This window comes from Mesorhizobium sp. B2-4-3, from assembly GCF_006442815.1.
In the GTDB taxonomy this organism is placed as follows: domain Bacteria; phylum Pseudomonadota; class Alphaproteobacteria; order Rhizobiales; family Rhizobiaceae; genus Mesorhizobium.
On the sequence record NZ_VFVL01000043.1, the window covers coordinates 17,596 to 41,778 of the forward strand.

General features: G+C 64.7%; 26 protein-coding genes. 10 read left to right on the forward strand and 16 right to left on the reverse strand.

The annotated features are described in order from the left end of the window. Positions 1-68: 68 nt before the first annotated feature. The 8 genes from FJ956_RS27850 to mdh form a co-directional block, all read right to left on the reverse strand. On the reverse strand, positions 69-803 hold the full coding sequence (locus FJ956_RS27850) for a DUF4241 domain-containing protein (protein ID WP_140684346.1): 735 nt from the start codon (positions 801-803) through the stop codon (positions 69-71). A 16-nt stretch (positions 804-819) separates the two neighbouring features. Further along, a complete protein-coding gene (odhB, locus tag FJ956_RS27855; protein ID WP_140684344.1) occupies positions 820-2,100 on the reverse strand; it encodes a 2-oxoglutarate dehydrogenase complex dihydrolipoyllysine-residue succinyltransferase in 1,281 nt (426 codons plus the stop codon). A 61-nt stretch (positions 2,101-2,161) separates the two neighbouring features. Further along, positions 2,162-5,149, reverse strand: coding sequence for a 2-oxoglutarate dehydrogenase E1 component (locus FJ956_RS27860; RefSeq protein WP_140684343.1), 2,988 nt, complete (start codon positions 5,147-5,149; stop codon positions 2,162-2,164). Between the two features lie 144 nt (positions 5,150-5,293). Then, a complete protein-coding gene (gene sucD, locus FJ956_RS27865) occupies positions 5,294-6,196 on the reverse strand; it encodes a succinate--CoA ligase subunit alpha (protein ID WP_140684341.1) in 903 nt (300 codons plus the stop codon). Positions 6,197-6,208: 12 nt separating this feature from the next. After that, positions 6,209-6,706: a DUF1579 family protein gene (locus tag FJ956_RS27870; RefSeq protein WP_140684339.1), complete on the reverse strand. Its 498-nt coding sequence runs from the start codon at positions 6,704-6,706 to the stop codon at positions 6,209-6,211. A gap of 3 nt (positions 6,707-6,709) precedes the next feature. After that, a complete protein-coding gene (locus FJ956_RS27875) occupies positions 6,710-7,081 on the reverse strand; it encodes a cupin domain-containing protein (protein WP_140684337.1) in 372 nt (123 codons plus the stop codon). A gap of 4 nt (positions 7,082-7,085) precedes the next feature. Next, on the reverse strand, positions 7,086-8,279 hold the full coding sequence (gene sucC / locus FJ956_RS27880) for an ADP-forming succinate--CoA ligase subunit beta (protein ID WP_140684335.1): 1,194 nt from the start codon (positions 8,277-8,279) through the stop codon (positions 7,086-7,088). 25 nt (positions 8,280-8,304) lie between these two features. Next, positions 8,305-9,273 (reverse strand): malate dehydrogenase, encoded by a 969-nt coding sequence (mdh, locus tag FJ956_RS27885; RefSeq protein WP_140684333.1) that lies wholly within the window; start codon positions 9,271-9,273, stop codon positions 8,305-8,307. A gap of 212 nt (positions 9,274-9,485) precedes the next feature. Here mdh and FJ956_RS27890 point away from each other — a divergent pair, with 212 nt between their 5' ends. After that, positions 9,486-9,950, forward strand: coding sequence for a GNAT family N-acetyltransferase (locus FJ956_RS27890; protein ID WP_140684331.1), 465 nt, complete (start codon positions 9,486-9,488; stop codon positions 9,948-9,950). 158 nt (positions 9,951-10,108) lie between these two features. Here FJ956_RS27890 and zapE read toward each other — a convergent pair whose 3' ends face one another. From zapE to FJ956_RS27905, 3 genes are all read right to left on the reverse strand, one after another. Next, positions 10,109-11,308, reverse strand: a complete 1,200-nt coding sequence (gene zapE / locus FJ956_RS27895) for a cell division protein ZapE (protein ID WP_140684358.1) — start codon at positions 11,306-11,308, stop codon at positions 10,109-10,111. Between the two features lie 193 nt (positions 11,309-11,501). After that, positions 11,502-12,041: a protease inhibitor Inh/omp19 family protein gene (locus tag FJ956_RS27900; protein ID WP_140684329.1), complete on the reverse strand. Its 540-nt coding sequence runs from the start codon at positions 12,039-12,041 to the stop codon at positions 11,502-11,504. Positions 12,042-12,237: 196 nt separating this feature from the next. After that, the gene (locus FJ956_RS27905) at positions 12,238-12,675 is read right to left on the reverse strand and encodes a VOC family protein (RefSeq protein ID WP_140684327.1); all 438 of its coding nucleotides are present in this window, start codon (positions 12,673-12,675) and stop codon (positions 12,238-12,240) included. Between the two features lie 127 nt (positions 12,676-12,802). Between FJ956_RS27905 and FJ956_RS27910 the strand changes: the two genes are divergently transcribed. The 8 genes from FJ956_RS27910 (at position 12,803) to FJ956_RS27945 (ending at position 20,021) form a co-directional block, all read left to right on the forward strand. Then, a complete protein-coding gene (locus tag FJ956_RS27910; RefSeq protein WP_140684325.1) occupies positions 12,803-13,813 on the forward strand; it encodes an MBL fold metallo-hydrolase in 1,011 nt (336 codons plus the stop codon). 60 nt (positions 13,814-13,873) lie between these two features. Next, positions 13,874-14,035 carry a DUF1328 family protein gene (locus FJ956_RS27915; RefSeq protein WP_140684323.1) on the forward strand — a complete coding sequence of 54 codons (162 nt, stop codon included), beginning with the start codon at positions 13,874-13,876 and terminating at the stop codon, positions 14,033-14,035. Positions 14,036-14,108: 73 nt separating this feature from the next. Continuing rightward, positions 14,109-14,993, forward strand: coding sequence for a diaminopimelate epimerase (gene dapF / locus FJ956_RS27920; RefSeq protein ID WP_140684321.1), 885 nt, complete (start codon positions 14,109-14,111; stop codon positions 14,991-14,993). Further along, a complete protein-coding gene (mtaB, locus tag FJ956_RS27925) occupies positions 14,993-16,321 on the forward strand; it encodes a tRNA (N(6)-L-threonylcarbamoyladenosine(37)-C(2))-methylthiotransferase MtaB (RefSeq protein ID WP_140684319.1) in 1,329 nt (442 codons plus the stop codon). The genes dapF and mtaB overlap by 1 nt, the downstream gene beginning before the upstream one ends. A 15-nt stretch (positions 16,322-16,336) precedes the next feature. Beyond that, positions 16,337-18,058: a signal recognition particle-docking protein FtsY gene (gene ftsY, locus FJ956_RS27930; protein WP_140684317.1), complete on the forward strand. Its 1,722-nt coding sequence runs from the start codon at positions 16,337-16,339 to the stop codon at positions 18,056-18,058. A 64-nt stretch (positions 18,059-18,122) separates the two neighbouring features. Next, positions 18,123-18,779, forward strand: a complete 657-nt coding sequence (locus tag FJ956_RS27935) for a septation protein A (protein ID WP_140684315.1) — start codon at positions 18,123-18,125, stop codon at positions 18,777-18,779. A gap of 33 nt (positions 18,780-18,812) precedes the next feature. Then, positions 18,813-19,433: a pyridoxamine 5'-phosphate oxidase family protein gene (locus FJ956_RS27940; protein ID WP_140684313.1), complete on the forward strand. Its 621-nt coding sequence runs from the start codon at positions 18,813-18,815 to the stop codon at positions 19,431-19,433. 39 nt (positions 19,434-19,472) lie between these two features. Continuing rightward, the gene (locus FJ956_RS27945) at positions 19,473-20,021 is read left to right on the forward strand and encodes an NADPH-dependent FMN reductase (RefSeq protein WP_140684311.1); all 549 of its coding nucleotides are present in this window, start codon (positions 19,473-19,475) and stop codon (positions 20,019-20,021) included. 217 nt (positions 20,022-20,238) lie between these two features. Here FJ956_RS27945 and FJ956_RS27950 read toward each other — a convergent pair whose 3' ends face one another. Continuing rightward, positions 20,239-20,445 (reverse strand): 4-oxalocrotonate tautomerase family protein, encoded by a 207-nt coding sequence (locus FJ956_RS27950; RefSeq protein ID WP_140684309.1) that lies wholly within the window; start codon positions 20,443-20,445, stop codon positions 20,239-20,241. Between the two features lie 159 nt (positions 20,446-20,604). Further along, the gene (locus tag FJ956_RS27955) at positions 20,605-21,525 is read right to left on the reverse strand and encodes an SMP-30/gluconolactonase/LRE family protein (protein ID WP_140684307.1); all 921 of its coding nucleotides are present in this window, start codon (positions 21,523-21,525) and stop codon (positions 20,605-20,607) included. 292 nt (positions 21,526-21,817) lie between these two features. On the opposite strand from FJ956_RS27955, the gene FJ956_RS27960 reads away from it, so the two are divergent. After that, positions 21,818-21,982 carry a hypothetical protein gene (locus tag FJ956_RS27960; protein ID WP_246672231.1) on the forward strand — a complete coding sequence of 55 codons (165 nt, stop codon included), beginning with the start codon at positions 21,818-21,820 and terminating at the stop codon, positions 21,980-21,982. A gap of 235 nt (positions 21,983-22,217) precedes the next feature. On the opposite strand, the gene FJ956_RS27965 is transcribed toward FJ956_RS27960, so the two are convergent. The 3 genes from FJ956_RS27965 to ccmB form a co-directional block, all read right to left on the reverse strand. Further along, on the reverse strand, positions 22,218-22,796 hold the full coding sequence (locus tag FJ956_RS27965; RefSeq protein ID WP_140684303.1) for a DsbE family thiol:disulfide interchange protein: 579 nt from the start codon (positions 22,794-22,796) through the stop codon (positions 22,218-22,220). Next, on the reverse strand, positions 22,793-22,960 hold the full coding sequence (gene ccmD / locus FJ956_RS27970) for a heme exporter protein CcmD (protein WP_140684301.1): 168 nt from the start codon (positions 22,958-22,960) through the stop codon (positions 22,793-22,795). Before ccmD ends, FJ956_RS27965 begins: the two co-directional genes overlap by 4 nt. A 262-nt stretch (positions 22,961-23,222) precedes the next feature. Next, the gene (gene ccmB / locus FJ956_RS27975) at positions 23,223-23,888 is read right to left on the reverse strand and encodes a heme exporter protein CcmB (RefSeq protein WP_140684299.1); all 666 of its coding nucleotides are present in this window, start codon (positions 23,886-23,888) and stop codon (positions 23,223-23,225) included. Between the last annotated feature and the right edge of the window lie 295 nt (positions 23,889-24,183).

Sequence of the window (24,183 nt, forward strand, 5' to 3'; positions counted from 1 at the left end):
GTTGCAGCCGACCGCTCGTGATCGAGGCTGGCGACCCGGCCACAAATCCGGTCATGGGCGAGATTTCGTTAGCCATCGGCGGCCTGGTTGTTTTCGCGACCATCTGCGTTTTCGAGCACTTCGAAGTCGGTCATCAGGAGAAGTGGTTCGCCGACCGCGTCCAGGCCCCAGAAGGACCGATACGCGCCGTCGCCATAGCCAGTGTCGCACATGGCGATATTGAGCGGGTTTCCATCAATCGGACTATCCATGCCAAACCTGTCGAGAGAACACGCAACGTCGGCAAGGTAATCGTCGAGTTCCTCCGGGTCAGTCATCAGTGTCAGAACCGACTTGTCCATGAATGACGCAACCGCGTCATCGACGATAAATTCAAGAAATTCGGACTTATAGACTGGTGGGCGGTCGGGAACGAAAGTTGCCAATTCCCAGCGTGTTGGCAAGCCAGGGCCGAATCGCAAGACCGCTGCCGCAATGTGGCCCTGCGCCTGAAGCAGCGTGACCGGGTAGCGTCGTCCCGGCCTCACTTTACGGCTGAAAGCAGGCCGGCTTAGTCCGGTGATGAGCGGATCGCAGGCGACAATTTCGCCGGTCGGCAGTTCAAGCTCACCGATCGTGATGGCGGTGATCTTCCGTTCCGCCATCTCGGCGTCGCTGAGAGCGAAGACGCCCAGATTGCTTTCCGGCGGCGGATCCGATTCAATCGACTTCACCGGTGAAGCGGCAGCAACCGCAGAGGTTGGCCGAAAAGTCCGAAGCGCGCGACCCAGCGCAAACCCGAACCGCTCCACCCAGCCGCTCATTGCGGATCGGCTCCGATCACAGATCGAGCACCAGCCGCTCGGGATCTTCCAGGCTTTCCTTGACGCGCACCAGGAAGGTCACGGCTTCCTTGCCGTCGACGATGCGGTGATCGTAGGAGAGCGCCAGATACATCATCGGGCGGATGACGATCTGGCCGCCGACCACCACCGGCCGGTCCTGGATCTTGTGCATGCCGAGGATGCCGGACTGCGGTGCATTGAGGATCGGCGTCGACATCAGCGAGCCATAGACACCGCCATTGGAAATCGTAAACGTTCCGCCTTGCATGTCGGCGACCGACAGCTTGCCGTCGCGCGCGGCCACGCCCAGCCGGCCGATCTCCTTTTCGATCTCGGCGATCGACATCTGGTCGGCGTCGCGCACCACCGGCACCACCAGCCCCTTGTCGGTGCCGACGGCGACGCCGACATGAGCAAAATTCTTGTAGATGATGTCGGTGCCGTCGATCTCGGCATTGACCGCCGGGATCTCCTTCAGCGCATGCGTCACCGCCTTGGTGAAGAAGCCCATGAAGCCGAGCTTCACGCCATGCTTCTTCTCGAACACGTCCTTGTATCTGGCCCTGAGCGCCATCACCGCGCTCATATCCACCTCGTTGAAGGTGGTAAGCATGGCAGCGGTCGACTGCGCCTCCTTCAGGCGGCGCGCGATGGTCTGGCGCAGCTTGGTCATGCGCACGCGTTCCTCGCGCGGCGCATCCTCGGTCGAGGACGGCGCCCGGGCAACGACCGGCGCCGGAGCAGCCTTCGGCGTCTCGGCCGGCTGCGACGGCGCGCCCCTGGCGATGGCGTCGAGCACGTCGCCCTTCAGTACCTGGCCGCGCTTGCCGGAGCCGGAAAGCTGGTCGACGGCGAGATTGGCCTCCGCGATCAGCTTTGCCGCGGCGGGCGCCGGCGGCATGGCGCGCGGCTCGATGGCGCCGCCGTCGCCGGCGACCTTGGCGGTCTCGGCCGCCGCCTGCTTGACCGTGGACGCGGCATCCGGGCTGGAGGCCTGCGCCACCGCCTGCGGCTTCGTGGCCGGAGCGGCGGCCGCGCCGCCCGCTGAAATCGAGCCGAGCAGCGCCCCGACATTGACCGTCTCGCCTTCCTTGACGGCGATCTCGGCCAGCGTTCCGGCGCCCGCGGCGGGCACTTCCACCGTCACCTTGTCGGTTTCGAGCTCGACCAGGGGCTCGTCGGCGGCGATCGCGTCGCCGACCTTCTTGAACCACTTGCCGACAGTCGCCTCGGTGACGGATTCGCCGAGAGTGGGGACGCGGATTTCGGTAGCCATTGTGCCTGTCCGTTGTCTTCTTGAGGTCTGTTTCGTCAGGTCTGCTTATTCACCAAGCGCCCTATTCGCCGAGAGCGTCGTCGAGCAACGCGGCGAGCTGGCTGAGATGCTTCGACATCAACCCGGTCGCCGGCGAGGCCGAGGCCGGCCGTCCGGTGTAGCGCACCCGCTGATGCTTGGCGTCGATATGCGCCAGCACCCATTCGAGATAGGGATCGATGAACGACCAGGCGCCCATGTTCTTGGGCTCCTCCTGGCACCACACCATCTCGGCGTTGCGGAAGCGTGACAGCTCGGTGATCAGCGCCTTGGCGGGGAACGGATAGAGCTGTTCGACGCGCAAAAGGTAGATGTCGTTGGTGCCGCGCTTCTCGCGCTCCTCGTAGAGGTCGTAATAAACCTTGCCCGAGCACAGCACGACGCGGCGGATCTTGGAGTCCTTCACCAGCTTGATCGGCTGGTTGGCCAAGAGCTGCGCATCGTCCCACAACAGGCGGTGGAACGAGCTTTCGCCCGACATTTCCGGCAGTGTCGACACCGCCCGCTTGTGGCGCAGCAGCGACTTCGGCGTCATCAGGATCAGCGGCTTGCGGAAGTCGCGCTTCAACTGCCGGCGCAGGATATGGAAATAATTGGCCGGCGTGGTGACGTTGGCGACCTGCATGTTGTCTTCGGCGCAGAGCTGCAGGAAGCGCTCCAGCCGCGCCGACGAATGCTCCGGCCCCTGGCCCTCATAGCCATGCGGCAAGAGGCAGACGAGACCCGACATTCTGAGCCACTTGCGCTCGCCCGACGAGATGAACTGGTCGAACACGACCTGGGCGCCGTTGGCGAAGTCGCCGAACTGCGCCTCCCAGAGCGTCAGCGCCTTGGGCTCGGCCAGGCTGTAGCCATATTCGAAGCCGAGCACCGCCTCTTCCGACAGCATCGAGTTGATGACCTCGTAGCCGGCCTGCGCCGCCGACAGGTTGTTGAGCGGGATGTAGCGGTTCTCGTCGCGCTGGTCGTAAAGCACCGAGTGGCGCTGCGAGAAGGTGCCGCGCTCCGAATCCTGGCCGGAAAGCCGAATCGGATTGCCGTCGAGCAGGATGGCGCCGAAGGCCAGCGCCTCGGCCGTCGACCAGTCGATGCCTTCGCCGGATTCGATCGCCTGGCGGCGGTTTTCGAGGAAGCGCAGGATGGTCTTGTGCGCCTCGAAATCCTTCGGCACCTCGGTCAGCTTCTTGCCGATCTCCTTCAGCGTGCGCACCGGCACGGCGGTCTTGCCGCGCCGCTGTTCGTCCTGGTTGTCGGCGGTGCGCAGGCCCGACCAGGCGCCGTCCAGCCAGTCGGCCTTGTTGGGCTTGTAGTGCTGGCCGACTTCCCATTCGGCTTCCAGATGCGCGCGCCAGTCGGCCCGCATCTTGTCGACCTCGGCCTGGGTGACGTGGCCTTCGGCGATCAGCCTGTCGGCATAGACCTGCACGACGGTCTTATGGGTGCGGATGTTGCGATACATGATCGGTTGCGTGAAGGACGGCTCGTCGCCCTCATTGTGGCCGAAGCGGCGGTAGCAGAACATGTCCACCACCACCGGCTTGTGGAACTTCATGCGGAATTCGATCGCCACCTTGGTGGCGTGGACCACGGCTTCCGGATCGTCGCCGTTGACGTGGAAAATCGGCGCCTCGATCATCTTGGCCACATCCGACGGATAGGGCGAGGAGCGCGAGAAGCGCGGATTGGTGGTGAAACCGATCTGGTTGTTGATGATGAAATGCAGCGTGCCGGCGACGCGATGGCCGCGCAGGCCGGACAGGCCGAGAATCTCGGCGATCACGCCCTGGCCGGCAAAGGCGGCGTCGCCATGCAGCAAGAGCGGCAGCACCTTGGCGCGCTCCGACAGCGGCACGACCTCGCCGCGTTCGCGGCCGGCGAACTGGTCCTGCTTGGCGCGCGCCTTGCCCATCACGACAGGGTCGACGATTTCCAGATGCGAGGGATTGGCCGTCAGCGACAAATGCACCTTGTTGCCGTCGAACTCGCGGTCCGACGAGGCGCCGAGGTGATACTTGACGTCGCCCGAGCCTTCGACTTCGTCGGGAGCCGCCGAGCCGCCCTTGAACTCGTGGAAGATGGCGCGGTGCGGCTTCGCCATCACCTGGGAAAGCACGTTGAGGCGGCCGCGATGCGCCATGCCGAGCACGATTTCCTTCAGGCCGAGCTGGCCGCCGCGTTTGACGATCTGCTCCAGCGCCGGGATCAGCGACTCGCTGCCATCGAGGCCGAAACGCTTGGTGCCCTTGTACTTGACGTCGATATACTGCTCGAAGCCCTCGGCCTCGACCAGCTTCGACAGGATCGCCTTCTTGCCGGTGGCGGTGAAGGTGATCTCCTTGTCGGCGCCTTCGATGCGCGCCTGGATCCATGCCTTCTCTTCCGGGTCGGAGATGTGCATGAACTCGACGCCGAGCGTCGAGCAATAGGTGCGGGTCAGGATATCCAGCATCTGCCGCACGGTGCCGAATTCGAGGCCGAGCACATTGTCGAGGAAGATCGGCCGGTCGTAATCGGCTTCGGTGAAGCCGTAATTCTCCGGCGACAGCTCGTTATAATCCTCGAGCGGCTTGGCGATGCCGAGCGGGTCGAGATTGGCGTGCAGGTGGCCGCGCATGCGGTAGGCGCGGATCATCATGATGGCGCGCACGGAATCGCGCGTTGCCTGGTGCACATCGGCGTCGGAAAGCACGGCGCCGTTGACGACCGCCTTTCCTTTCACCTTCTTTTCGATCGCCTTCTCGACCAGCCCCCAATTGCCGTCGAGCGCCGAGACCAGCTCGCCATTGGCCGTCATCGGCCAGGAGGGCTTCGCCCAAGACGCGCCCTTGGCGTTCTTGCGGACATCGCCCGCGTCGTCCTTCAGCGCCGCGAAAAAATCCTGCCACTCGGCATCGACGGAGGCGGGATCGTCCTCATAAGCCGCGTAGAGCGCGTCGATATAGTCGGCGTTGCCGCCATAGAGGAATGAGGTGAGCGAGAATTGGTCGTTGGCCTGATCTTGTCTTGCCATTTTCGTCTGCGGAGTCTGGCTCCGTCTCCTTTCGAGGGGAATAGTGAGTAGTCAGTAGTGAGTAGAACGATGGAAATTTCCGCTCAGCTGCTGCTCGCCCGTTCTTCCCTGTTGACTACTGACCACTGCCTACTCACTACTGCCTTAACCCTTGATCGCCTCGACCAGCGTCGTGCCGAGCCGCGCCGGCGACGGCGAAACCTTGATGCCGGCCGATTCCATCGCCGCGATCTTGTCTTCCGCACCGCCCTTGCCGCCCGAGATCACCGCGCCCGCATGGCCCATGGTTCGGCCGGCCGGCGCCGTGCGCCCGGCGATGAAGCCCGCCATCGGTTTCTTGCGGCCGCGCTTGGCTTCGTCTTTGAGGAACTGCGCGGCGTCTTCCTCGGCCGAGCCGCCGATCTCGCCGATCATGATGATCGACTTGGTCTCGTCGTCGGCGAGGAACATCTCCAGCACGTCGATGAACTCGGTACCCTTGACCGGATCGCCGCCGATGCCGACCGCCGTGGTCTGGCCGAGGCCGACATTGGTGGTCTGGAAGACTGCCTCATAGGTAAGTGTTCCCGAGCGGGAAACAACGCCGACCGAGCCCTTGCGGAAGATGTTGCCGGGCATGATGCCGATCTTGCATTCGTCGGGGGTGAGCACGCCCGGGCAGTTCGGGCCGATCAGCCGCGAGGTGGAGCGGTCGAGCCGCGCCTTGACCTTGACCATGTCCATCACCGGGATGCCTTCGGTGATGCAGACGATCAGCGGGATCTCGGCCTCGATCGCCTCGATGATGGCCTCGCCCGCGCCCGCCGGCGGCACGTAGATGACCGAGGCGTTGGCGCCGGTCCTTGCCTTGCCCTCGGCCACCGTGGCGAAGATCGGCAGGCTCTCGCCCTTGGAACCGGTCCAGGTCTCGCCGCCCTTCTTGGGATGGATGCCGCCCACCATCTTGGTGCCGTGATAGGCCAGCGCCTGCTCGGTATGGAACGTGCCGGTCTTGCCGGTCAGACCCTGGACCAGCACCTTGGTATTCTTGTCGATGAGAATGGACATCGCGGCCCTTTTCTAAAAACCGTTGATCGTGGAAGGCGAGACGCGCCGGTAGAGGCCGCTCACCATGTCTTGCCATGCATCGCTGCCGGCGGGCTTGAACTGAAGTTTCATGCGGTAGGATTCTGTGCCGTCAAAACCATAGGTCACGCGGGCGGCGCCGCGCGGCGACGACCGCTCCAGCACCAGCTCATTGCCGTTCCACGTGCCCATGGCCGGCGATATCGGCACGAACCCCATCGAATCGAACTGATGCATGGTGAGGACTTTGTTCTGCTGGTCGAAGCCGAACACATTATGCGCGCCGAACGAGACCGTGCCGTCGCGGCGCTGGCGATAGCGCTGCACCACGAACAGGCCGCCGAACTCAGCCTCGGCCTGGACGTCCGAAGTCGCCGCACCGGCATCGGTCCATTGCGTCGCCGCGACCTCTTCCTCGCCGCGCCAAGCGCCGACCAGCGCCTGCAGGCGCTGGTGACCGTCCGAGAGGGAGGAGAAGGGCGACGCGTTCATGGCTCAGAGCCGCTTCAGGTCGGGGACAGTGAGGTCGCTCTTGGCATTGCCGGTGTTCAAGGTCGTCGCCGGCTCGAACATCAGCACCACCGGCTCGGCGGTCAGCGAGCGCGGCCGGTGCTCGACGCCGCGCGGCACGACGATGAAATCGCCCTCGCCGAGCTCGACCGGCCCGTCACGGAAATCGATGGCGATCCTGCCGCGCAGCACGAGGAAGGCCTCGTCCTCATTGTCATGCGCATGCCAGTCGAACACCTCGCCGAACTTGGCGACCTTGGCCTGGCTGTCATTGACGTCGCCGGCGATATGCGGATCGAAGACCTTGGCGATCTTTTGATCCGCCGCCTCGACCAGGTTTATCTTGCGCGGGGGCATCCGTTCAGCCCTTCACCGCCTTGACGATCTTCTTGGCCGCGTCGTCGAGATCGTCGGCCGACACGACATTGAGGCCGCTGTCGTTGATGATCTTCTTGCCGAGTTCGGCATTGGTGCCTTCGAGACGCACCACCAGCGGCACCTTCAGGCCGACTTCCTTGACCGCGGCAATCACGCCCTCGGCGATGACGTCGCACTTCATGATGCCGCCGAAGATGTTGATCAGGATGCCTTCGACGGCCGGATCCTTGGTGATGATCTTGAACGCCGCCGTGACCTTTTCCTTGGAGGCGCCGCCGCCGACATCGAGGAAGTTAGCCGGCTCAGCACCATAGAGCTTGATGATGTCCATCGTCGCCATGGCGAGGCCGGCGCCATTGACCATGCAGCCAATATTGCCGTCGAGCGCGACATAGGCGAGGTCGTATTTCGACGCCTCGATCTCCTTCTCGTCCTCTTCGGTGGTGTCGCGCAGTTCCATCACGTCCGGGTGGCGGAACAGCGCGTTGTTGTCGAACGACACTTTTGCGTCGAGCACGCGCAGATGGCCGTCCTTCATGACGATCAGCGGATTGACCTCGAGCAGGCTCATATCCTTCTCGACGAAGGCCTTGTAGAGGATCGGGAACAGCGTGCCGCCGTCCTTCGCCGCGTCGCCGTCCAGCTTCAGCGCGGTGTTGAGCTTCTTCACGTCCTCGGCGCTCACGCCCTTTTTTGGATCGATGGCGACGGTGACGATCTTTTCCGGCGTGTCATGCGCGACCGTCTCGATGTCCATGCCGCCCTCGGTCGAGACGACGAAGGCGATGCGGCCGACCGAACGGTCGACCAGGATCGACAGATAGAGCTCGCGGGCGATGTCGGCGCCGTCCTCGATATAGAGGCGGTTGACCTGCTTGCCGGCAGGCCCCGTCTGCTTGGTGACCAGCGTATGGCCGAGCATCTCGTTGGCGTTGGCGACGACTTCGGCCGCCGACTTCGCCAGCCGCACGCCGCCCTTGGCGTCGGGGCCGAGTTCCCTGAACTTGCCCTTGCCGCGGCCGCCGGCATGGATCTGGCTCTTCACGACATAGAGCGGGCCGGGCAGCGCCTTGGCGGCGGCTTCCGCCTCGCCGGCCTTGAACACCGGAATGCCGCTTGCGACCGGCGCGCCGAAGGTCTTCAGCAGCGCCTTGGCCTGATACTCATGGATATTCATGCGCGTGGTTCTCCGGGGAGGACTGTTATTTGCCGGCGAGATGCGGGGCGATCTTGGTGCAGGCCTCCGTCAGGCCCTGGACCGCCGCGACCGAGGAATCGAACATCTTCTGCTCGGCCTTGGACAGGTCGATCTCGATGACGCGCTCGACACCGCCGGCGCCGATCACCACCGGAACGCCCACATAGGTGTTCTTCACGCCATACTGGCCGGAGAGATGCGCCGCGCAGGGCAGCACACGCTTCTTGTCCTTGAGGTAGGATTCGGCCATGGCGATCGCGGAGGCCGCCGGCGCGTAGTAGGCCGAGCCGGTCTTGAGCAGGCCGACGATCTCGGCGCCGCCGTCGCGGGTGCGCTGCACGATCTGGTCGAGCTTTTCCTTGGAGGTCCAGCCCATCTTGACGAGGTCGGGCAGCGGGATGCCGGCGACCGTCGAATAGCGGATCATCGGCACCATGGAATCGCCGTGGCCGCCGAGCACGAAGGCGGTGACATCCTCGACCGAGACCTTGAACTCTTCGGCCAGGAAATAACGGAAACGCGACGAGTCCAGCACGCCGGCCATGCCGACGACATGGCTGGTAGGCAGGCCGGAGAACTTCTGCAGCGCCCAGACCATGGCGTCGAGCGGGTTGGTGATGCAGATGACGAAAGCCTTCGGCGCGTACTTCTTCAAGCCGGCGCCGACCTGTTCCATCACCTTGAGGTTGATGCCGAGAAGGTCGTCGCGGCTCATGCCGGGCTTGCGCGGCACGCCGGCGGTGACGACACACACATCCGCGCCCTCGATGCCGGCATAGTCGTTGACGCCGGTCAGCCTGGAATCGAACCCGTCGACCGGCGAAGACTGGGCGATGTCGAGGCCCTTGCCCTGCGGAATGCCCTCGGCGATATCGAATAGCACCACGTCGCCGAGGTCCTTGAGGCCGATCATATGGGCGAGCGTGCCGCCGATCATGCCCGAGCCGATGAGCGCTATCTTGTTGCGTGCCATGTGAGGATGTTTTCCTTTGTCTGTGACGAGGTCGTGACGGGCTGGGGAGGCCGAAAAGGATGCGGGAAACCGCGAGATTTGGCCGCACCGAATAACTCCGGCACGGAAGAAATTCAAACGATTATTTTGAGCCTAACATTTTCAATCGGTTAGATGCATCGGGAATTACGTAAACGTCAAAGTTTGTGAGCCGACTGAGGAGAATTTACACAATGAACGTCGAAATCAGAAGGCTTCATCCCGGCGATGACGCCCTTGTGATGCGAGTGGCCGACGAGGTGTTCGACGAGCCGGTGCGGCCATATCGCCTCGCCGCCTATCTTAACGCGCCCGGCCACTTCATCGTCGTGGCGATAGTTGACGAAATCGTGGTGGGCCAATGCGCCGCCGTCATTCATCGCCATCCCGACAAGGTGGGCGAGCTTTACATCGACGAGGTCGGCGTGGCGCCGCCTTTCCAGCGGCAAGGTATCGCCCGAAAGATGCTCGATGCCATGTTCGAGATCGGCCGCGAGCATGGCTGCGAGGAAGCCTGGGTCGGCACCGAGCCCGACAACGGACCGGCGCGGGCGCTTTATGAAGCGAGGAAGGAGCCGCATGGGAAGGCGGAGGATTTCGTGATGTATGTGTACAGGCTTTCGAAGTTGGCCGAAACGCCCCCGCCCTCGTCATTCTAGGGCGGAGCAAGGAGCGAAGCGACGCGCGCAGACCCTGGAATCCATGCCGTGACGCTAAAGCTTTGGAACGGTTCAGAATTCTGCTCCGCCGTGTTCCATGTTCGGACGTCACGGAATGGATCCTCGGGTCAAGCCCGAGGATGACGAAGGTGAGGAGGCTAGCCCTTAGCCTGCCTTGCCTCAGCCGGCGCCTCGTCCTTCCGCCGCTCAGCCCACCCGTCGAGCCAGTCGCGGCTCTGCATCTCGACCAGGCGCGAGGCGGTGCGCTCGAATTCGAACACCTCCGTGCCGCGCTTGGCGGTGTAGAGCCGTTCGGGCGCCGCCGCGGCGCTCATCACCAGCCGCATATGATGGTCGTAGAGCGTGTCGATCAAAAGGATGAAGCGCTTGGCCTCGTTGCGCTTGCCTTCGCCAAGCACCGGCACATGGTCGATGAACACGGTCGAGAAGCGGCCGGCGATCGCCAGATAATCGCGCGCGCCGAGCGGCTTTTCGCAGAGGTCAGCGAAGGAAAAGCGCGCGGCGTCGCCGGCGGCGCGCGGCACGACGAGGTGGCGGCCTTTGAGCGTCAACGTGACTTCGCCGGCCGGCTGGCCATACGTCATCGCCTTCCAGGCTTCGTCCAGCGCGCGCTCGGCCGCGGCATCGTCCGGCGTGACATAAACCGGCTGCCGGTCGAGCTTTTCCTGCCGGTAGTCCTTCTCGGCATCGAGCGTCATCACATGGGCGTTGCGCTCGAGCAGCGAGATGAACGGCAAAAAGAGCTGGCGGTTCAGCCCGTCGCGATAGAGGTTCTCCGGCGCCACGTTGGAGGTGGCGACCAGCACCACGCCGCTGGCGAACAGCGCCGAGAACAGCCGCAACAGGATCATCGCGTCGGCGATGTCGGTGACGGAGAACTCGTCGAAGCACAGCACCCAGGCTTCATCGGCGAGCGCCCGGGCCACCGGCGGGATCGGGTCGTCTTCCTTGACCGTGCCGTCCTTGCGCGCCTGCCGGTGCTTCTGGATACGGTCCTGCACATCGGCCATGAAGTCGTTGAAATGCACGCGGCGCTTGCGCCGGACCGGCAACAGCTCGAAGAACATGTCCATCAGCATGGTCTTGCCGCGCCCGACGCCGCCATGGATGTAGAGGCCCTTGACCGGCTCGCGCGGCTGCCGCTTGGCCGCGAACAGCCAGCCCAGCGCGCTCGATTTATGCGCCAGCCTTTTTGCTGAGATCTCGTCGGTCAGCCGGTCGAGCGCGGCGACGACGCGCTCCTGCGCCGGGTCGCGCCCGACCGCCCCGCTCTGGACGAGATGCTCGTAGCGCTGCCTGACGGTCGCGTGGGTCTGGATACCGTCGCGCAGATGCATGGGTCCGGTCATTTGCTTTTTGCGCGGAACGCTCAAGGAAGGGCCAGGGTGTGTTGAGATTCAGGTCAGGCCGAGTCGAAAATGGCGGTTTCCGAGAACCGGAGCGGAGCGTACTTAACGTACGTGAGCACCGGAAGCGCAGGAAGCCGGCATTTGCAGGCCGGCCTCACCCGAATATCAGCACACCCTCGCGCTATCTTGTAAGCGAGATGGGTTGCCCGTTGGAAGTCTGGCCGTCGAACTTTTCGCCGCCGGACGAATAGAGCCTGGCCAGCGTGCCGCCATTTTCATCGTAAAGTGTCAGCTGCTTGCCGGCGACATTCCACGACTTGATGCCGTCGATCGGAGCCGGGCAGTGCAACGGACCGGCGCGGTAGCCCGCGCCGAACTTGGTCTGCGGCGTCGCCACCTTGCAGCTCTGCCCGGAGACGTTGACGCTCCACACGCCGGCGACGCTGGCCGCGGTGAGATCGGTGGCGCCGGCGGGCGCCGTGCCGTCCGGCGGCAGCGAGGCGACCTGAGTATTCTTCGGAGCGGTCGGGAATTGCGACGAATCGGCGGCGCCGGGGGAAGCCGGCGGCGGCAGCTGATTCTGCGTCACCGTGCCGGAGGGCGCCGGGGTCAGCGGCGCCGGCTGCTGGTCGTCCATCGACGAGAAGCGCGAGGTCGAGCAGCCGCTCGCAACGAGCGCGGCCAGCGATACGGCCAGAAGGCCAGTCCTTGAAAAATGCATTTACAACCTCCGTCGGATCTGGCCGGGGGGAGCCATCCGCGTAATCTCCGCTTCACCAAGACGGCGAAGGTGGCAGAATTTCAACCCGATATGGTTAAAATAGGGTTTTCGAAGCGGCTGTTGCAAATTTATCGCAACGGAGGGCCCCAGTCGGGAAGATGCCGCTGAAACCTCGTAATCTATTGAAATACCAATATTAAATCCTGGCGCTCGGCACGAACATATAACCATCCGGGCCGACGATGTAGCATTCGCGCAGGCCATGCGGCTTGTCGATCGAGCCGGCCAGCACGATGTGGCCGAGCGCCGCCGCCTTTTTCCCGACCGAGTCCGGATCGGCGCCGTAAAGGCGCAGCTCTATGCCGGTCCCGCGTGTCTCGGCGCCCGCCGTGATACCGGTCATCGGATTGTCGAGATAGGAATGGTCGGCATGCAGCATGAAGATTGAGCCCAGAAGCTCGATCGCCGCAAAGTCCTCGTCCGCATAGATGATCCGGGCGCCAGGCACGTCGCGGCAGAAAGCCTCCATCGCCGTCATGTCGGTGACCAATAAGTTGACGCCGACCCCAAGCGGCAGCGAGCGGCCGAAATCCTCAGCCTTCATCCACGGTGTCTTGGTTCGCTTCATTGCCATGGCGATCACCCCTGTCTGCCGATCCTAGACGAGCCGGGCTTCGGCCATTGGCATTCGGGGGCAAAATGCTTGCGCCAGGCCGGCGCGTCCTTATCTCAGGAAACGACGCAAGCGGGCGGGAGACAGAATGGCCGCGAGAACAGGAACCGCCAACCGCTACTACAGCGGGCCGCCCAGCGATCATTTCGACGGCGCCTTGTTCTTCAATCCCGGCGGCAAGCCGCCCGGGCGCTTCACCGATCTCCTCAAATGGCAGTTCGGCGGCGGGCGGGCGAAATGGCCGGCTGCGGTTCCGAGCCCCTATCCCCCGGCGAAGCCGGACGTACGGGTGGAAGGCAGCGCGCTGAGGCTTACCATGGTCGGCCATGCCTCGCTTCTCATCCAGACGGCGGGCCTGAACATCCTGACCGATCCGGTCTGGTCGGAGCGCGCCTCGCCTTTCGCCTTCGCCGGGCCGAGAAGGGTCAATGCGCCGGGAATTATCTTTGCCGACCTGCCGCCGATCGACCTGGTCCTGATCAGCCACAATCACTACGACCATCTCGACATCGCCACGCTGAAGCGGCTGAGGGAGAGACACGACCCGCTGGTGATCGCGCCGCTCGGCAACGACGCCATCATCGGACGCGGAGCGCCCGGCATGCGGCTCAGCGTGCATGATTGGGGCGACAGGGTCGACGCCGGCGCGGCCGCCATCCATGTCGAGCCGGCGCATCACTGGTCGGCGCGCGGCGGGCGCGACCGCCGCATGGCGCTGTGGGCGGGCTTCGTCATCGAGACGATGGCCGGCAATATCTATTTCGCCGGCGACACCGGATTTCATGACGGCATCAACTACCGGCTGATGGCGCAAAAGCATGGCGGCTTCCGCCTCGCCATCCTGCCGATCGGCGCCTATGAACCGCGCTGGTTCATGGCGCCGCAGCACCAGAACCCTGAGGAGGCCGTTCAGGGCATGAAGCTGTGCAATGCGGCTCACGCCGCAGGCTGCCATTGGGGCACATTCCATCTCACCGACGAGCCGGTCGAGGAACCGGCGCAGAAGCTGGCCGAGGCGCTGGCGGCCGAAGACCTTGCGCCGGAGCATTTCCGCGCGATGCGTCCGGGCGAGGTGTGGGACATTCCGCTGACCGGCTAAGGAACCCAAGCCGACGAAACGCGTTGGTTTCGCGACGCAATTCGGCTTGGAGCCCCGTCCATGATCAAGTGGATCATCATCCTTCTCATCATTGCCGCCGCCGCGAGCCTGCTCGGCATGCCGGCGCTGGCGGGCGCCGCCGCCACCGGCGCACGCATCCTGATCGGCGTCGTGCTGATCATCTTCCTGCTGATCGTGCTCGGGGTATTCGCCGTCACATAAGACGCGGCCGGACTGGTAATTCTGGGCCATTTCCGCCATATAGCGGCCAAACGGAATTGGAACGACCGGTTAGATGGCAGGCAGCGCCCCCTTCGCCAAGATGAACGGCATCGGCAACGAGATCATCGTTGCCGATATGCGCGGCCGCGCCGACAAGGTGACAGCCGCGGCGGCGATCGCTCTCAATGCCGGCGAGGCGACGAAGTTCGACCAGATCATGGCGATCCACGACGCGAAGACGCCGGGCACCGCCTATTATATCGACATCCTGAATTCCGATGGCACCAGTGCGCAGGCCTGCGGCAACGGCATGCGCTGCGTGGTGCAGGCTTTGGCTGCCGAGACGGGCAACAAGAGCTTCGCCTTCGAGACCCGCGCCGGCATCCTGAATGCGCAGGAGCATGCCGACGGGACGATCTCGGTCGACATGGGCAAGCCCCGCTTCGGCTGGCAGGAGATCCCGCTGGCGGAAGAATTCCGCGATACCCGCATGATCGAGCTGCAGATCGGTCCGATCGACGCCCCGGTGCTGCATTCGCCCTCGGCGGTTTCGATGGGCAACCCGCATGCCATCTTCTGGGTCGACAACGACGTCTGGTCCTACGAGCTGGACCGCTTCGGCCCGCTGCTCGAGAACCATCCGATCTTCCCCGAGCGCGCCAACATCACCATCGCCCGGGTGACGTCGCCAGAGACGATGATTATCCGCACCTGGGAGCGCGGCGCCGGCCTCACCAAGGCCTGCGGCTCGGCCGCGTGCGCCGCCGTGGTCGCGGCCGCCCGCACCAGGCGCACCGGCCGCAGCGTCTCGCTGCTGACTCCCGGCGGCGGCGAGCTCAATGTCGAGTGGCGCGACGACGATCACGTCATCCTGACCGGTGCTGCCGAATGGGAGTTTTCCGGCAGCTTCGATCCCTCGACCGGCGCCTGGGTTCGCGACACCGAAAGCGCCGCCTGATGCCCGCCCTTCAAAAAGGCGTGGCGACCCAAGCCTCCACCACGACAGGTATCGACGTCGTCACCTTCGGGTGCCGCCTCAACACCTATGAATCGGAAGTGATGCGCCGCGAGGCCGAAAGCGCCGGCCTTGGCGCGCTTCAGGGCGGCGCCGTCATCTTCAACACCTGCGCCGTCACCGCCGAGGCGGTGCGCCAGGCCAAGCAGGCGATCCGCAAGGCGCGCCGCGAGAACCCTGAGGCGCGCATCATCGTCACCGGCTGCGCGGCGCAGACCGAGCCGCAGAATTTCGCCGCCATGGACGAGGTCGACCTGGTGCTCGGCAATGAGGAGAAGCTCAAGGCCAACTCCTACCGCGCGCTGCCCGATTTCGGCGTCAACGACACCGAGAAGGCGCGCGTCAACGACATCTTTTCCGTGCGCGAGACGGCAAGCCACATGGTCGACGCCATCGAGGGCCGGGCGCGCGCCTTCGTGCAGGTTCAGAACGGCTGCGACCATCGCTGCACCTTTTGCATCATTCCTTACGGCCGTGGCAACTCGCGCTCCGTGCCGATGGGCGCGGTCGTCGAGCAGGTCAAGCGGTTGGCCGGCAACGGCTATGCCGAGATCGTTTTGACCGGCGTCGACATGACCAGCTTCGGCGCCGACCTGCCCGGCAGCCCGAAGCTCGGAAAGCTGGTGAAGACGATCCTGCGCCAGGTGCCCGACGTGAGGCGGCTGAGATTGTCCTCGATCGATTCCATCGAGGCCGACGACGACCTGCTGGACGCCATCGCCACTGAGCACAGGCTGATGCCGCATCTGCACCTCTCGCTGCAGTCGGGCGACGACATGATCCTGAAGCGCATGAAGCGCCGGCATCTGCGCGACCAGTCGATCCGCTTCTGCGAGGATGTGCGCAAGCTTCGCCCCGGCATCGTCTTCGGCGCCGACATCATCGCTGGCTTCCCGACCGAGACCGAGGCGATGTTCGAGAATTCGGAGAAAATCGTCGAGGAATGCGGGCTGACGCATCTCCACGTCTTTCCGTTCAGCCCACGCGAAGGCACGCCCGCCGCGCGCATGCCGCAGGTCCGCCGCGAGGTGGTGAAGGCGCGCGCCGCCAGGCTGCGCGCCGCCGGCGAGGCCGCCTATCGTCGTCATTTGTCGTCGCTTGCCGGCACGCGACAGTCGATCCTGGTCGAGCGCGATGGGCTTGGCCGCACCGAGGGTTTCACGCTGGCCGCGATCGACACCGGCGCGCCCGGCGAGATCGTCGAGGCCGTGATCGCCGGCCATGACGGCGCCCGACTGATTGCGGCTCCGCTTGCCGCGCAAGCCGCCTGAGAAACTGCGAGACGCATGGCTGGTTTTTTCAAGAAGATATTTTCGTTCGGCAAGAAAGAGGTCGTCGAGGAGCGCGCCGACGAGACGGCCCCGCTGCCGCCGATCAAATGGGACGCGCTCGAAGCACTGAAGCCCGAGGCCGAGCAGGCTGCGCCGGAACTTTTGGCGCGCGACGAGCAGCAGTCCGTGGCGGAGGCCGCGCCGGCGAGCGAACCCGCTGTTGAGCTTGCTCCCGCTCTGCCTGAAGAGCCGAAGCCCGAGCCCGCTCCGACTGTCCCACCGACGCCCGAGCCGATCGTTCCCGACGAGCCGGAACCGCTGCCGCAATCTGAACCGGAAGAAGAGCCGCAACCGGCGCCTGAGAAGCCCGAGCCGCCGGCGCCCGAAGAAGTGCCGCCCGCGCGACCTGAGCCTTTACCCGCGCCGACGCCGGCGCCTGAACCTGCTCCGCAGGAAGTGCCCGCACCCGCGCCGGCTCAGCCGGAGATCGAGCCCTCGCGTCCGGAACCGCTGCCTGAGCCGGCACCGGCCGAAGTACCGACGCCGCCCAGCGAGATTCCCGCCGATACGCCGGTGCCGATCGAGGTGCCGCCAGCGGAGGCGCCTTCTGCAGAACCATCCGCCGGAGCTGCCGCGGAAATCTCGCCTCCTATTCGACAGCCGGCGCCTGTCGAGCCGCAGCCGATCCTGGCCGAGATCGCGCCGGAACCGGAGGCTGTGCCGCCGCCGCCAAAGCCCGTCCCCGCCGCCGGCAAGGTGACGGTTTCAAAAAAGGTCGAGCAGAAGGCCGAGCCGGTAAAGGCGCCGGAGCCGGAGCCGCGGCCATCCTGGTTCCAGCGCATGCGCGAAGGGCTCGCGCGCTCCTCGCGCGAGCTCACCGGCAACATCGCCGGCGTCTTCACCAAGCGAAAGCTGGACGAGGACACGCTGCAGGACCTGGAAGACGTGCTGATCCGCGCCGATCTCGGCGTGGAAACCGCGCTGCGCGTCACCGATTCTCTCGCCTCCAGCCGCTACGGCAAGGATGTCTCCGACGCGGAAGTCCGCGCCGTGATGGCCGCGGAGGTGGAGAAGGTGCTGACGCCGGTCGCCAGGCCGCTCGAGCTCGACCTCAGCCATAAGCCGCATGTCATCCTGGTCGTCGGCGTCAACGGCACCGGCAAGACCACCACCATCGGCAAGCTTGCCGCCAAGCTCACCGATGGCGGCCTCAAGGTGATGCTGGCCGCCGGCGACACATTCCGCGCCGCCGCGATCGAGCAGTTGAAGATCTGGGGCGAGCGGACGAAATCGCCGGTCGTCGCCTCGAAACTCGGCGCCGATGCGGCGGGTCTCGCCTATGACGCCTTCGAGAAGGCGAAGGAGGCCGGCTCCGACGTGCTGATCATCGATACCGCCGGCCGCCTGCAGAACAAGACCGAGCTGATGGCGGAGCTGGAGAAGATCGTGCGCGTGCTGGGCAAGCTCGATCCCGAAGCGCCGCACACGGTGCTGCAGACGGTCGACGCGACCACCGGCCAGAACGCGCTGAACCAGGTCGAGATCTTCCGCAACGTCGCCGGCGTCAACGGGCTGGTGATGACCAAGCTGGACGGCACGGCGCGCGGCGGTATTCTGGTGGCGATCGCCGCCAAGCATCGGCTGCCGGTCTATTTCATCGGCGTCGGCGAGCAGGTCGACGACCTCGAACCGTTTTCCGCCAGCGAATTCGCGAGAGCAATCGCCGGCGTGGCTTGAACAAAGGCGCGATCTTGGAAGGGCCGCCTGCTTTTCGGCCAGATCATGCGCAAGAAGGACTTTTATGAACATCCTCGAACGCGACCCGTCCGATCCACGCCGCAAGCCGATGAACCCCGGCTTGAAGTTCCTGCTCGAGCTCGGGCCAGGGCTCGTGTTCTTCTTCACCACCATCCGCGGCGAGTGGCTGGCCGAGAAATTTCCGATACTTACGCATCTCGGCGAGCCGATCCTGATCGCCACCGCCTTCTTCATGGTCGCGACGGCGCTTTCGCTGAGCGCCTCCTGGCTGCTGACGCGCAGCCTGCCGCTGATGCCGCTGGTCTCGGCGATCGTCGTCTTCGTCTTCGGCGCGCTGGCGCTTTACCTGCAGGACAAGACCTTCGCCTTCATGAAGCCGACGATCATCAATTCGCTGTTCGGCGTAACCCTGCTCGGCGGGCTTCTATTCGGCCGGTCGCTGCTTGGTTACGTCTTCGATTCCGCCTTCCAGCTCGATGCCGAGGGCTGGCGCAAGCTGACCTTCCGCTGGGGGCTGTTCTTCCTGTTCCTCGCCGTGCTCAACGAGGTCGTGTGGCGCAACTTTTCCGAGGCGACCTGGCTTTATTTCAAGGTCTGGGGCACGATCCCGATCACCTTGCTGTTCACCTTCAGCCAGATGCCGTTGATCATGCGCCACTCGCTGGAGGAAAAAGCCAAGGAAGAGAAGGCCGGAAATTAAGAGCAGAACTTTAGGCGAGACTTGGGGGACAGCATGGAATTCCTCACCACGCACGACGAGCTGAGGACGATCTACAAGACGCCCCGGCCGACCGACGGCTCGATCCGCAAGGAACTGAAAAGCCTCGACGGCCATTGCCGCTCCTTCATCGGCAAGAGCCCCTTCGTGCTGATCGGCTCCTCCGACGGCGCCGGCAATGCCGACGTGACGCCCAAGGGCGACAAGCCCGGCTTCACCGCCATCCTCGACAACTCCACCATCGCCATCCCCGACCGTCCCGGCAACAACCGGCTGGACACGCTGGAAAACATCATCCGCAACCCATCGGTCGGGCTGCTCTTCCTCATCCCCGGCATGAACGAGACGCTGCGCGTCAATGGCGATGCCCGCATCACCGTCGACCCGACCTTGCGCGAGCGGTTGGCCGTCGACGGCAAGGAGCCGCAGAGCGTGATCGTGGTGACGGTCAAGGCTGCCTATATGCACTGCGCCAAGGCCTTCATGCGTTCCGATCTGTGGAAGCCGGAGACCTGGTACGACCGCGCGACCCTGCCGACGCTCGGCCAGATCATACGCGACCAGCTGGCCCTTGGCGAAAGCGCCGGCGAGATCGACCGCGAGCTGGACGACGATTACCGCCAGACCATGTGGTAGGCTTCGCGGACGACTCAACCCTTCGTCCGGCTCCCTCCCTTGATCGAGATCATCGCCATATCGGGCAGCCTGCGCGCCGCCTCGACCAACTCGGCCCTCGTTGCCGCATTGACCGCCAACGCGCCCGCGGACTGCCGCGTCGAGGTTTACGACGGCCTTGGCCGGCTGCCGATCTTCAACCCCGACGACGAGGGCGAGCGCACGCCGCCCGAAGCGGCTCGGCTGATCGAGATGGTCACCCAGGCTGACGGCGTCATCGTCTCCTGCCCGGAATACGCGCATGGCGTGCCCGGCGGCATGAAGAACGCGCTGGACTGGCTGGTCTCGCGCGATGCCGCGGTCGGCAAGCCGGCGATGCTGGTCCACGCCTCGCCGCGTTCGCTCTACGCGCGGGCGGCACTGGCTGAGATCATGCGGACGATGTCGTTCGCGATGTATGAGGAGACGGCGCTGGAGATCGCGCTGCTGGGCAAGAAGCCGGTGGAGGCGGAGGCGGTCCTTGGCGAAGATGCGAACCGGCGGGCGATGCAGGAGGCGGTGCGGGGTTTTGTGGGGTTTATCGGCGCCAGCATAGCCTCGTCATCCTAGGGCGGAGCAAGGAGCGAAGCGACGCGGCGCAGACCCTAGGATCCATGCCGTGACGCTAAGGCGTTGCGACGATTACAGAATTCTGCACCGTTGCGCTCGACGTCGAAGGTCACGGAATGGATCCTCGGGTCAAGCCCGAGGATGACGAACGCGAAGGGGAGCGCCCATACCTCGCCGTCGCCGAAAGAACCTCGCAGGCACCCGAACCTGCTGCGCCCTACCCCTTCCGCCGCGTCTCGACGTCGGTCTTGCCGACATACCAGTCGCGCGCGTTGACCTCCTCGAACACCACCCAGACATCGTCATTGCCGAGCCCGGTGGCGTCCATGATGGCCGCGGTCACCTTCTTCGCGATGTCAGCCTTCTTGCCGGCCGGATCGGCGGCGATCACTTCCTTGACGATGCGGATGTTGACGAATGGCATGATGTTCTCCCCGTGGGTTCTTCCGTTTGGTGTCAGGCGACGGTTTGGCAATTCGCTCCGGCAAAGCGGATGGCGGCGGTTGCGGGAGCCGCAGCGCCGCAGGCGCTGCTGGGATGCGCAGAAAGGCCAGGAATGGCCGAAGAAGCGCCTGCAGGACCTTCAATAGGTTTTCGCCCCATTCACCATCAGCCGCACCATGTAGAGCGAGGTGGTGCCGGCGATGTAGAGGCAGTTGAGCTTGTTGCCGCCGAACACGCAGTTGGCGGTCACTTCCGGCACCTTGACCTTGCCGATCAGCGTGCCGTCCGGATCGTAGCAATGGATGCCGTCGGCGGCACTCGTCCAGATGCGCCCGTCCGAATCGAGCCGAAAACCGTCGAACAGGCCGGCGCTGCAGTCGGCGAACACCTTGCCGCCGGAAATCTTCTTGCCGTGCTTGCCGACGTTGAAGACCCGCATATGCGCCGGGTTCTTCTCGCCATGCGTGCGGCCGGTGTCGACGACATAGAGCAGGCTCTCGTCGAGCGAGAAGGCAAGTCCGTTCGGCCGCACCATGTCGGTGATGACGGCCTCGATATCGCCCGTATCGGGATCGACGCGATAGACATTGCAAGCGCCGATCTCGCTTTCGGCCTTGTCGCCCTCATAGTCGGTGTCGATGCCGTAGCTCGGATCGGTGAACCAGATCGAGCCGTCGGAGCGCACCACGACATCATTGGGCGAGTTTAGCCGCTTGCCTTTCCACGTCTCGGCGATGGTGGTGATCGAGCCGTCGAACTCCGTCCGGCTGACGCGGCGGCCGGAATGCTCGCAGGTCACCAGCCGGCCCTGCCGGTCGACCGTGTTGCCGTTGGAATTGCCGGACGGCTGGCGGAACACGCTGACGCTGCCGTCGGTCTCGTCATAGCGCAGCATGCGGTTGTTCGGGATGTCGGACCAGACGACATAGCGGCCGGCGGCGAACCAGGCCGGCCCTTCCGCCCACCGGCATCCGGTGAACAGCTTCTCCACCTGGGCGCTGCCGTTGAACAGGCGCGCGAAGCGCGGATCGAGAACTTCGTAATAGTCTGCGGCCGCCATCAATTTCCTCCCGGCATCACGTGACGGTGGATCAAGCCAGCCCGCGCCCGATCTGGCAAGACGGCAGCCCAGCAATTTGTATGACAAAACAGATGCAAGCTGCATGAAGCCGGGCGCGCTTGCATGCCGCGCCGGACGCAGGGCCTGTTAGCTCGCAATTAACCGGCTATGCGCTGGCTGCAATGGTGCATTGCAACATCTTTCTTTTGCAACGCACCATTCCTATGTCATGCTGGCAATCGTCAGGGAGGAACAACCGGCCGCACCACTGCGGCATGAAAGGAACCCTGTCATGTTCGACAATCTTGTCTCCCGCGCCCGCGCCAGCATGGCCAAGCGCCGTCATTACAACCGCCTCATCGCCGAAATCGAGAACCTGTCCAGCCGCGATCTCGCCGATCTGCGCGCCGACCGTTCCGAAATGCTCTACCAGATCCACAAGCAGATCTACGGTTGAGCGACAGGCCGATCGTCCGGCCACTTCGTCATTCTCGGGCTTGACCCGAGAATCCATTCCGTGACTTCCAAGCGTCGCAGCGATGCAGAACGCGCGCCCACAAGCGCCAATTCTGGAGCGCCGCATTCCTCGATCGACGTCACGGAATGGATTCTAGGGTCTGCGCCGCGTCGCTTCGCTCCTTGCTTCGCCCTAGAATGACGACATAAGGGGGGCGTCTTGACCCAGCGCCGCGTCAGCCCGGCGCCGCCAGCGCTTTCTCGATCTGCGGCAGCAGCAACGCCCTCACGGAGTCGGGCGTCAGCGGCCCGACATGCTTGTAGGCGATCCTGCCGTCCTTGCCGATGACGAAGGTCTCCGGCACGCCATAGACGCCCCAGTCGATCGCCGCGCGCCCGGCCGGATCGACGCCGATCGCCTGGTAGGGATTGCCGAGCTCGCCAAGGAAGCGACGGGCGTTTTCCGGCTGGTCCTTGTAGTTCAGCGCGGCGAGCGTGAAGCGCTTGTCCTGCGACAATCCGAGCAGTACCGGATGCTCCTCCCGGCACGGCGCGCACCAGGACGCGAACACGTTGACCAGCGTCACCTTGCCGGCAAAGTCTTTTGACGCGAGCCCCGGCAGGCTGGTCTCTTCGAGCGGCGGCAAGTCGGTCTGCGGCGCCGGCAGCCCGATCAGCGCCGAGGGGATTTCCGAGGTGTCGCGGCCCGAGAGAAGCTGCGACAGGAACAGCCCGGCCAGCCCCAGGAACACCAGCAGCGGCAAAAGCACGAACAGGCGGCGCCGCGGCGCCGGAGCTCCGCTTTCGATGCTCATGATTTGACTGCCTTGTCGGAACGACGCCGCACACCGGTCGCTTCCAGCGCCGCAAGCTCGCGCTTGCGCGCCCGTTGGTCGAGCAGGATCCAGCCGATCAACCCGGCGAGCACGACGACCGTGATGGCGTATGCGGCGGTGACGAACAGGGCATGCGCGCTCATATCAGCCGCTCCCCGCTCTGCGCCGTGCCAATCGTTGCGATCATGTCTTCCCTTAACCTCGCGCCGGCAGTTCCGCAATTTGTCGCGGTGCCGCAGTGAAGGAACGTCCTCGTCGTCTCAGGGTCTGTTGAGATTCAGGTCAGGCCGAGCCAAAAATGGTGGGTTCCGAGAACCGGAGCGGAGCGTACTTCCATGTACGTGAGCACCGGAAGCGCAGGAAGCCGCCATTTGCAGGCCGACATCACCTGAATCCCAACAGACCCTAATCCGTCCCGTGCCGCAACGCCAGCGCCGCCGCCAGCGGCCCGAGCACGGCAAGAAACAGCGTCAGCGCGGCAAGAATGAGGAAAGGCTGCAGGAATGGCGCCGGATCGGCGACGGCGCCATAGCTTGCCGAAACGCCGAAGATCAGCACCGGAATGGTCAAAGGCAGCACCAGCACCGAAATCAGCAATCCGCCGCGCGGCAGCGCCACCGCCACCGCGGCACCCGCGGCGCCGATGAAGGTGATGGCCGGCGTGCCGATGAGAAGCGTGAGCGCGGTGGCGCCGATGCCGAGCGGCTCCATGTTCATGAACAGACCGAGCAGGGGTGCCGCGACCACCAGCGGCAGCACGCTGCCGGTCCAATGCGCAAGGCATTTGGTCAGCACCGTCAGCGCCAGCATGTGGCGGTCGTTGTTCAGGACAAGGAGGTCGAGCGAGCCGTCCTCGCGATCGGCCTGGAACAGGCGATCGAGCCCGAGCAGGCAGGCAAGCAGGGCGGCGATCCACAGGATCGCCGGGCCGATGCGCGACAGAAGGTTGAGGTCGGGCCCGACGCCGAACGGGATGGTGACGATGACGGCGAGGAAGAAGATGACGCCGATGAGCGCCCCGCCGCCGGCGCGGATGGAAAGGCGGATATCGCGCAGGAAGAGGGACCACATCAGGAAGGGATCCCTTGGCGAGGCTGGCGCTCCGGCACACCCCCCTCTGGCCTGCCGGCCATCTCCCCCGCAGGGGGGGAGATCGAATGTCGCGCAGGCTTTCGCCAATCTCCCAGGTCGAAAGGGAGAGGCCGGCGACAGAACAGCCAATCTCCCCCCTTGAGGGGGAGATGCCCGGCAGGGCAGAGGGGGGTGCCTCGCGCCAACATCAATCGCCCATCCCCAACACCTTCCCCCCCTCCAGCCCCAGCGGTAGATGCGTTGCCGCCACCACAATCCCCCCATCCGCCAGATG

Bases quoted from the DNA above. Each gene is read 5' to 3' on its own strand.
- FJ956_RS27850 (WP_140684346.1), bottom strand. From the start codon at position 803: ATGAGCGGCTGGGTGGAGCGGTTCGGGTTTGCGCTGGGTCGCGCGCTT.
- odhB (WP_140684344.1), bottom strand. From the start codon at position 2,100: ATGGCTACCGAAATCCGCGTCCCCACTCTCGGCGAATCCGTCACCGAG.
- FJ956_RS27860 (WP_140684343.1), bottom strand. From the start codon at position 5,149: ATGGCAAGACAAGATCAGGCCAACGACCAATTCTCGCTCACCTCATTC.
- sucD (WP_140684341.1), bottom strand. From the start codon at position 6,196: ATGTCCATTCTCATCGACAAGAATACCAAGGTGCTGGTCCAGGGTCTG.
- FJ956_RS27870 (WP_140684339.1), bottom strand. From the start codon at position 6,706: ATGAACGCGTCGCCCTTCTCCTCCCTCTCGGACGGTCACCAGCGCCTG.
- FJ956_RS27875 (WP_140684337.1), bottom strand. From the start codon at position 7,081: ATGCCCCCGCGCAAGATAAACCTGGTCGAGGCGGCGGATCAAAAGATC.
- sucC (WP_140684335.1), bottom strand. From the start codon at position 8,279: ATGAATATCCATGAGTATCAGGCCAAGGCGCTGCTGAAGACCTTCGGC.
- mdh (WP_140684333.1), bottom strand. From the start codon at position 9,273: ATGGCACGCAACAAGATAGCGCTCATCGGCTCGGGCATGATCGGCGGC.
- FJ956_RS27890 (WP_140684331.1), top strand. From the start codon at position 9,486: ATGAACGTCGAAATCAGAAGGCTTCATCCCGGCGATGACGCCCTTGTG.
- zapE (WP_140684358.1), bottom strand. From the start codon at position 11,308: ATGCATCTGCGCGACGGTATCCAGACCCACGCGACCGTCAGGCAGCGC.
- FJ956_RS27900 (WP_140684329.1), bottom strand. From the start codon at position 12,041: ATGCATTTTTCAAGGACTGGCCTTCTGGCCGTATCGCTGGCCGCGCTC.
- FJ956_RS27905 (WP_140684327.1), bottom strand. From the start codon at position 12,675: ATGGCAATGAAGCGAACCAAGACACCGTGGATGAAGGCTGAGGATTTC.
- FJ956_RS27910 (WP_140684325.1), top strand. From the start codon at position 12,803: ATGGCCGCGAGAACAGGAACCGCCAACCGCTACTACAGCGGGCCGCCC.
- FJ956_RS27915 (WP_140684323.1), top strand. From the start codon at position 13,874: ATGATCAAGTGGATCATCATCCTTCTCATCATTGCCGCCGCCGCGAGC.
- dapF (WP_140684321.1), top strand. From the start codon at position 14,109: ATGGCAGGCAGCGCCCCCTTCGCCAAGATGAACGGCATCGGCAACGAG.
- mtaB (WP_140684319.1), top strand. From the start codon at position 14,993: ATGCCCGCCCTTCAAAAAGGCGTGGCGACCCAAGCCTCCACCACGACA.
- ftsY (WP_140684317.1), top strand. From the start codon at position 16,337: ATGGCTGGTTTTTTCAAGAAGATATTTTCGTTCGGCAAGAAAGAGGTC.
- FJ956_RS27935 (WP_140684315.1), top strand. From the start codon at position 18,123: ATGAACATCCTCGAACGCGACCCGTCCGATCCACGCCGCAAGCCGATG.
- FJ956_RS27940 (WP_140684313.1), top strand. From the start codon at position 18,813: ATGGAATTCCTCACCACGCACGACGAGCTGAGGACGATCTACAAGACG.
- FJ956_RS27950 (WP_140684309.1), bottom strand. From the start codon at position 20,445: ATGCCATTCGTCAACATCCGCATCGTCAAGGAAGTGATCGCCGCCGAT.
- FJ956_RS27955 (WP_140684307.1), bottom strand. From the start codon at position 21,525: ATGGCGGCCGCAGACTATTACGAAGTTCTCGATCCGCGCTTCGCGCGC.
- FJ956_RS27960 (WP_246672231.1), top strand. From the start codon at position 21,818: ATGTTCGACAATCTTGTCTCCCGCGCCCGCGCCAGCATGGCCAAGCGC.
- FJ956_RS27965 (WP_140684303.1), bottom strand. From the start codon at position 22,796: ATGAGCATCGAAAGCGGAGCTCCGGCGCCGCGGCGCCGCCTGTTCGTG.
- ccmD (WP_140684301.1), bottom strand. From the start codon at position 22,960: ATGAGCGCGCATGCCCTGTTCGTCACCGCCGCATACGCCATCACGGTC.
- ccmB (WP_140684299.1), bottom strand. From the start codon at position 23,888: ATGTGGTCCCTCTTCCTGCGCGATATCCGCCTTTCCATCCGCGCCGGC.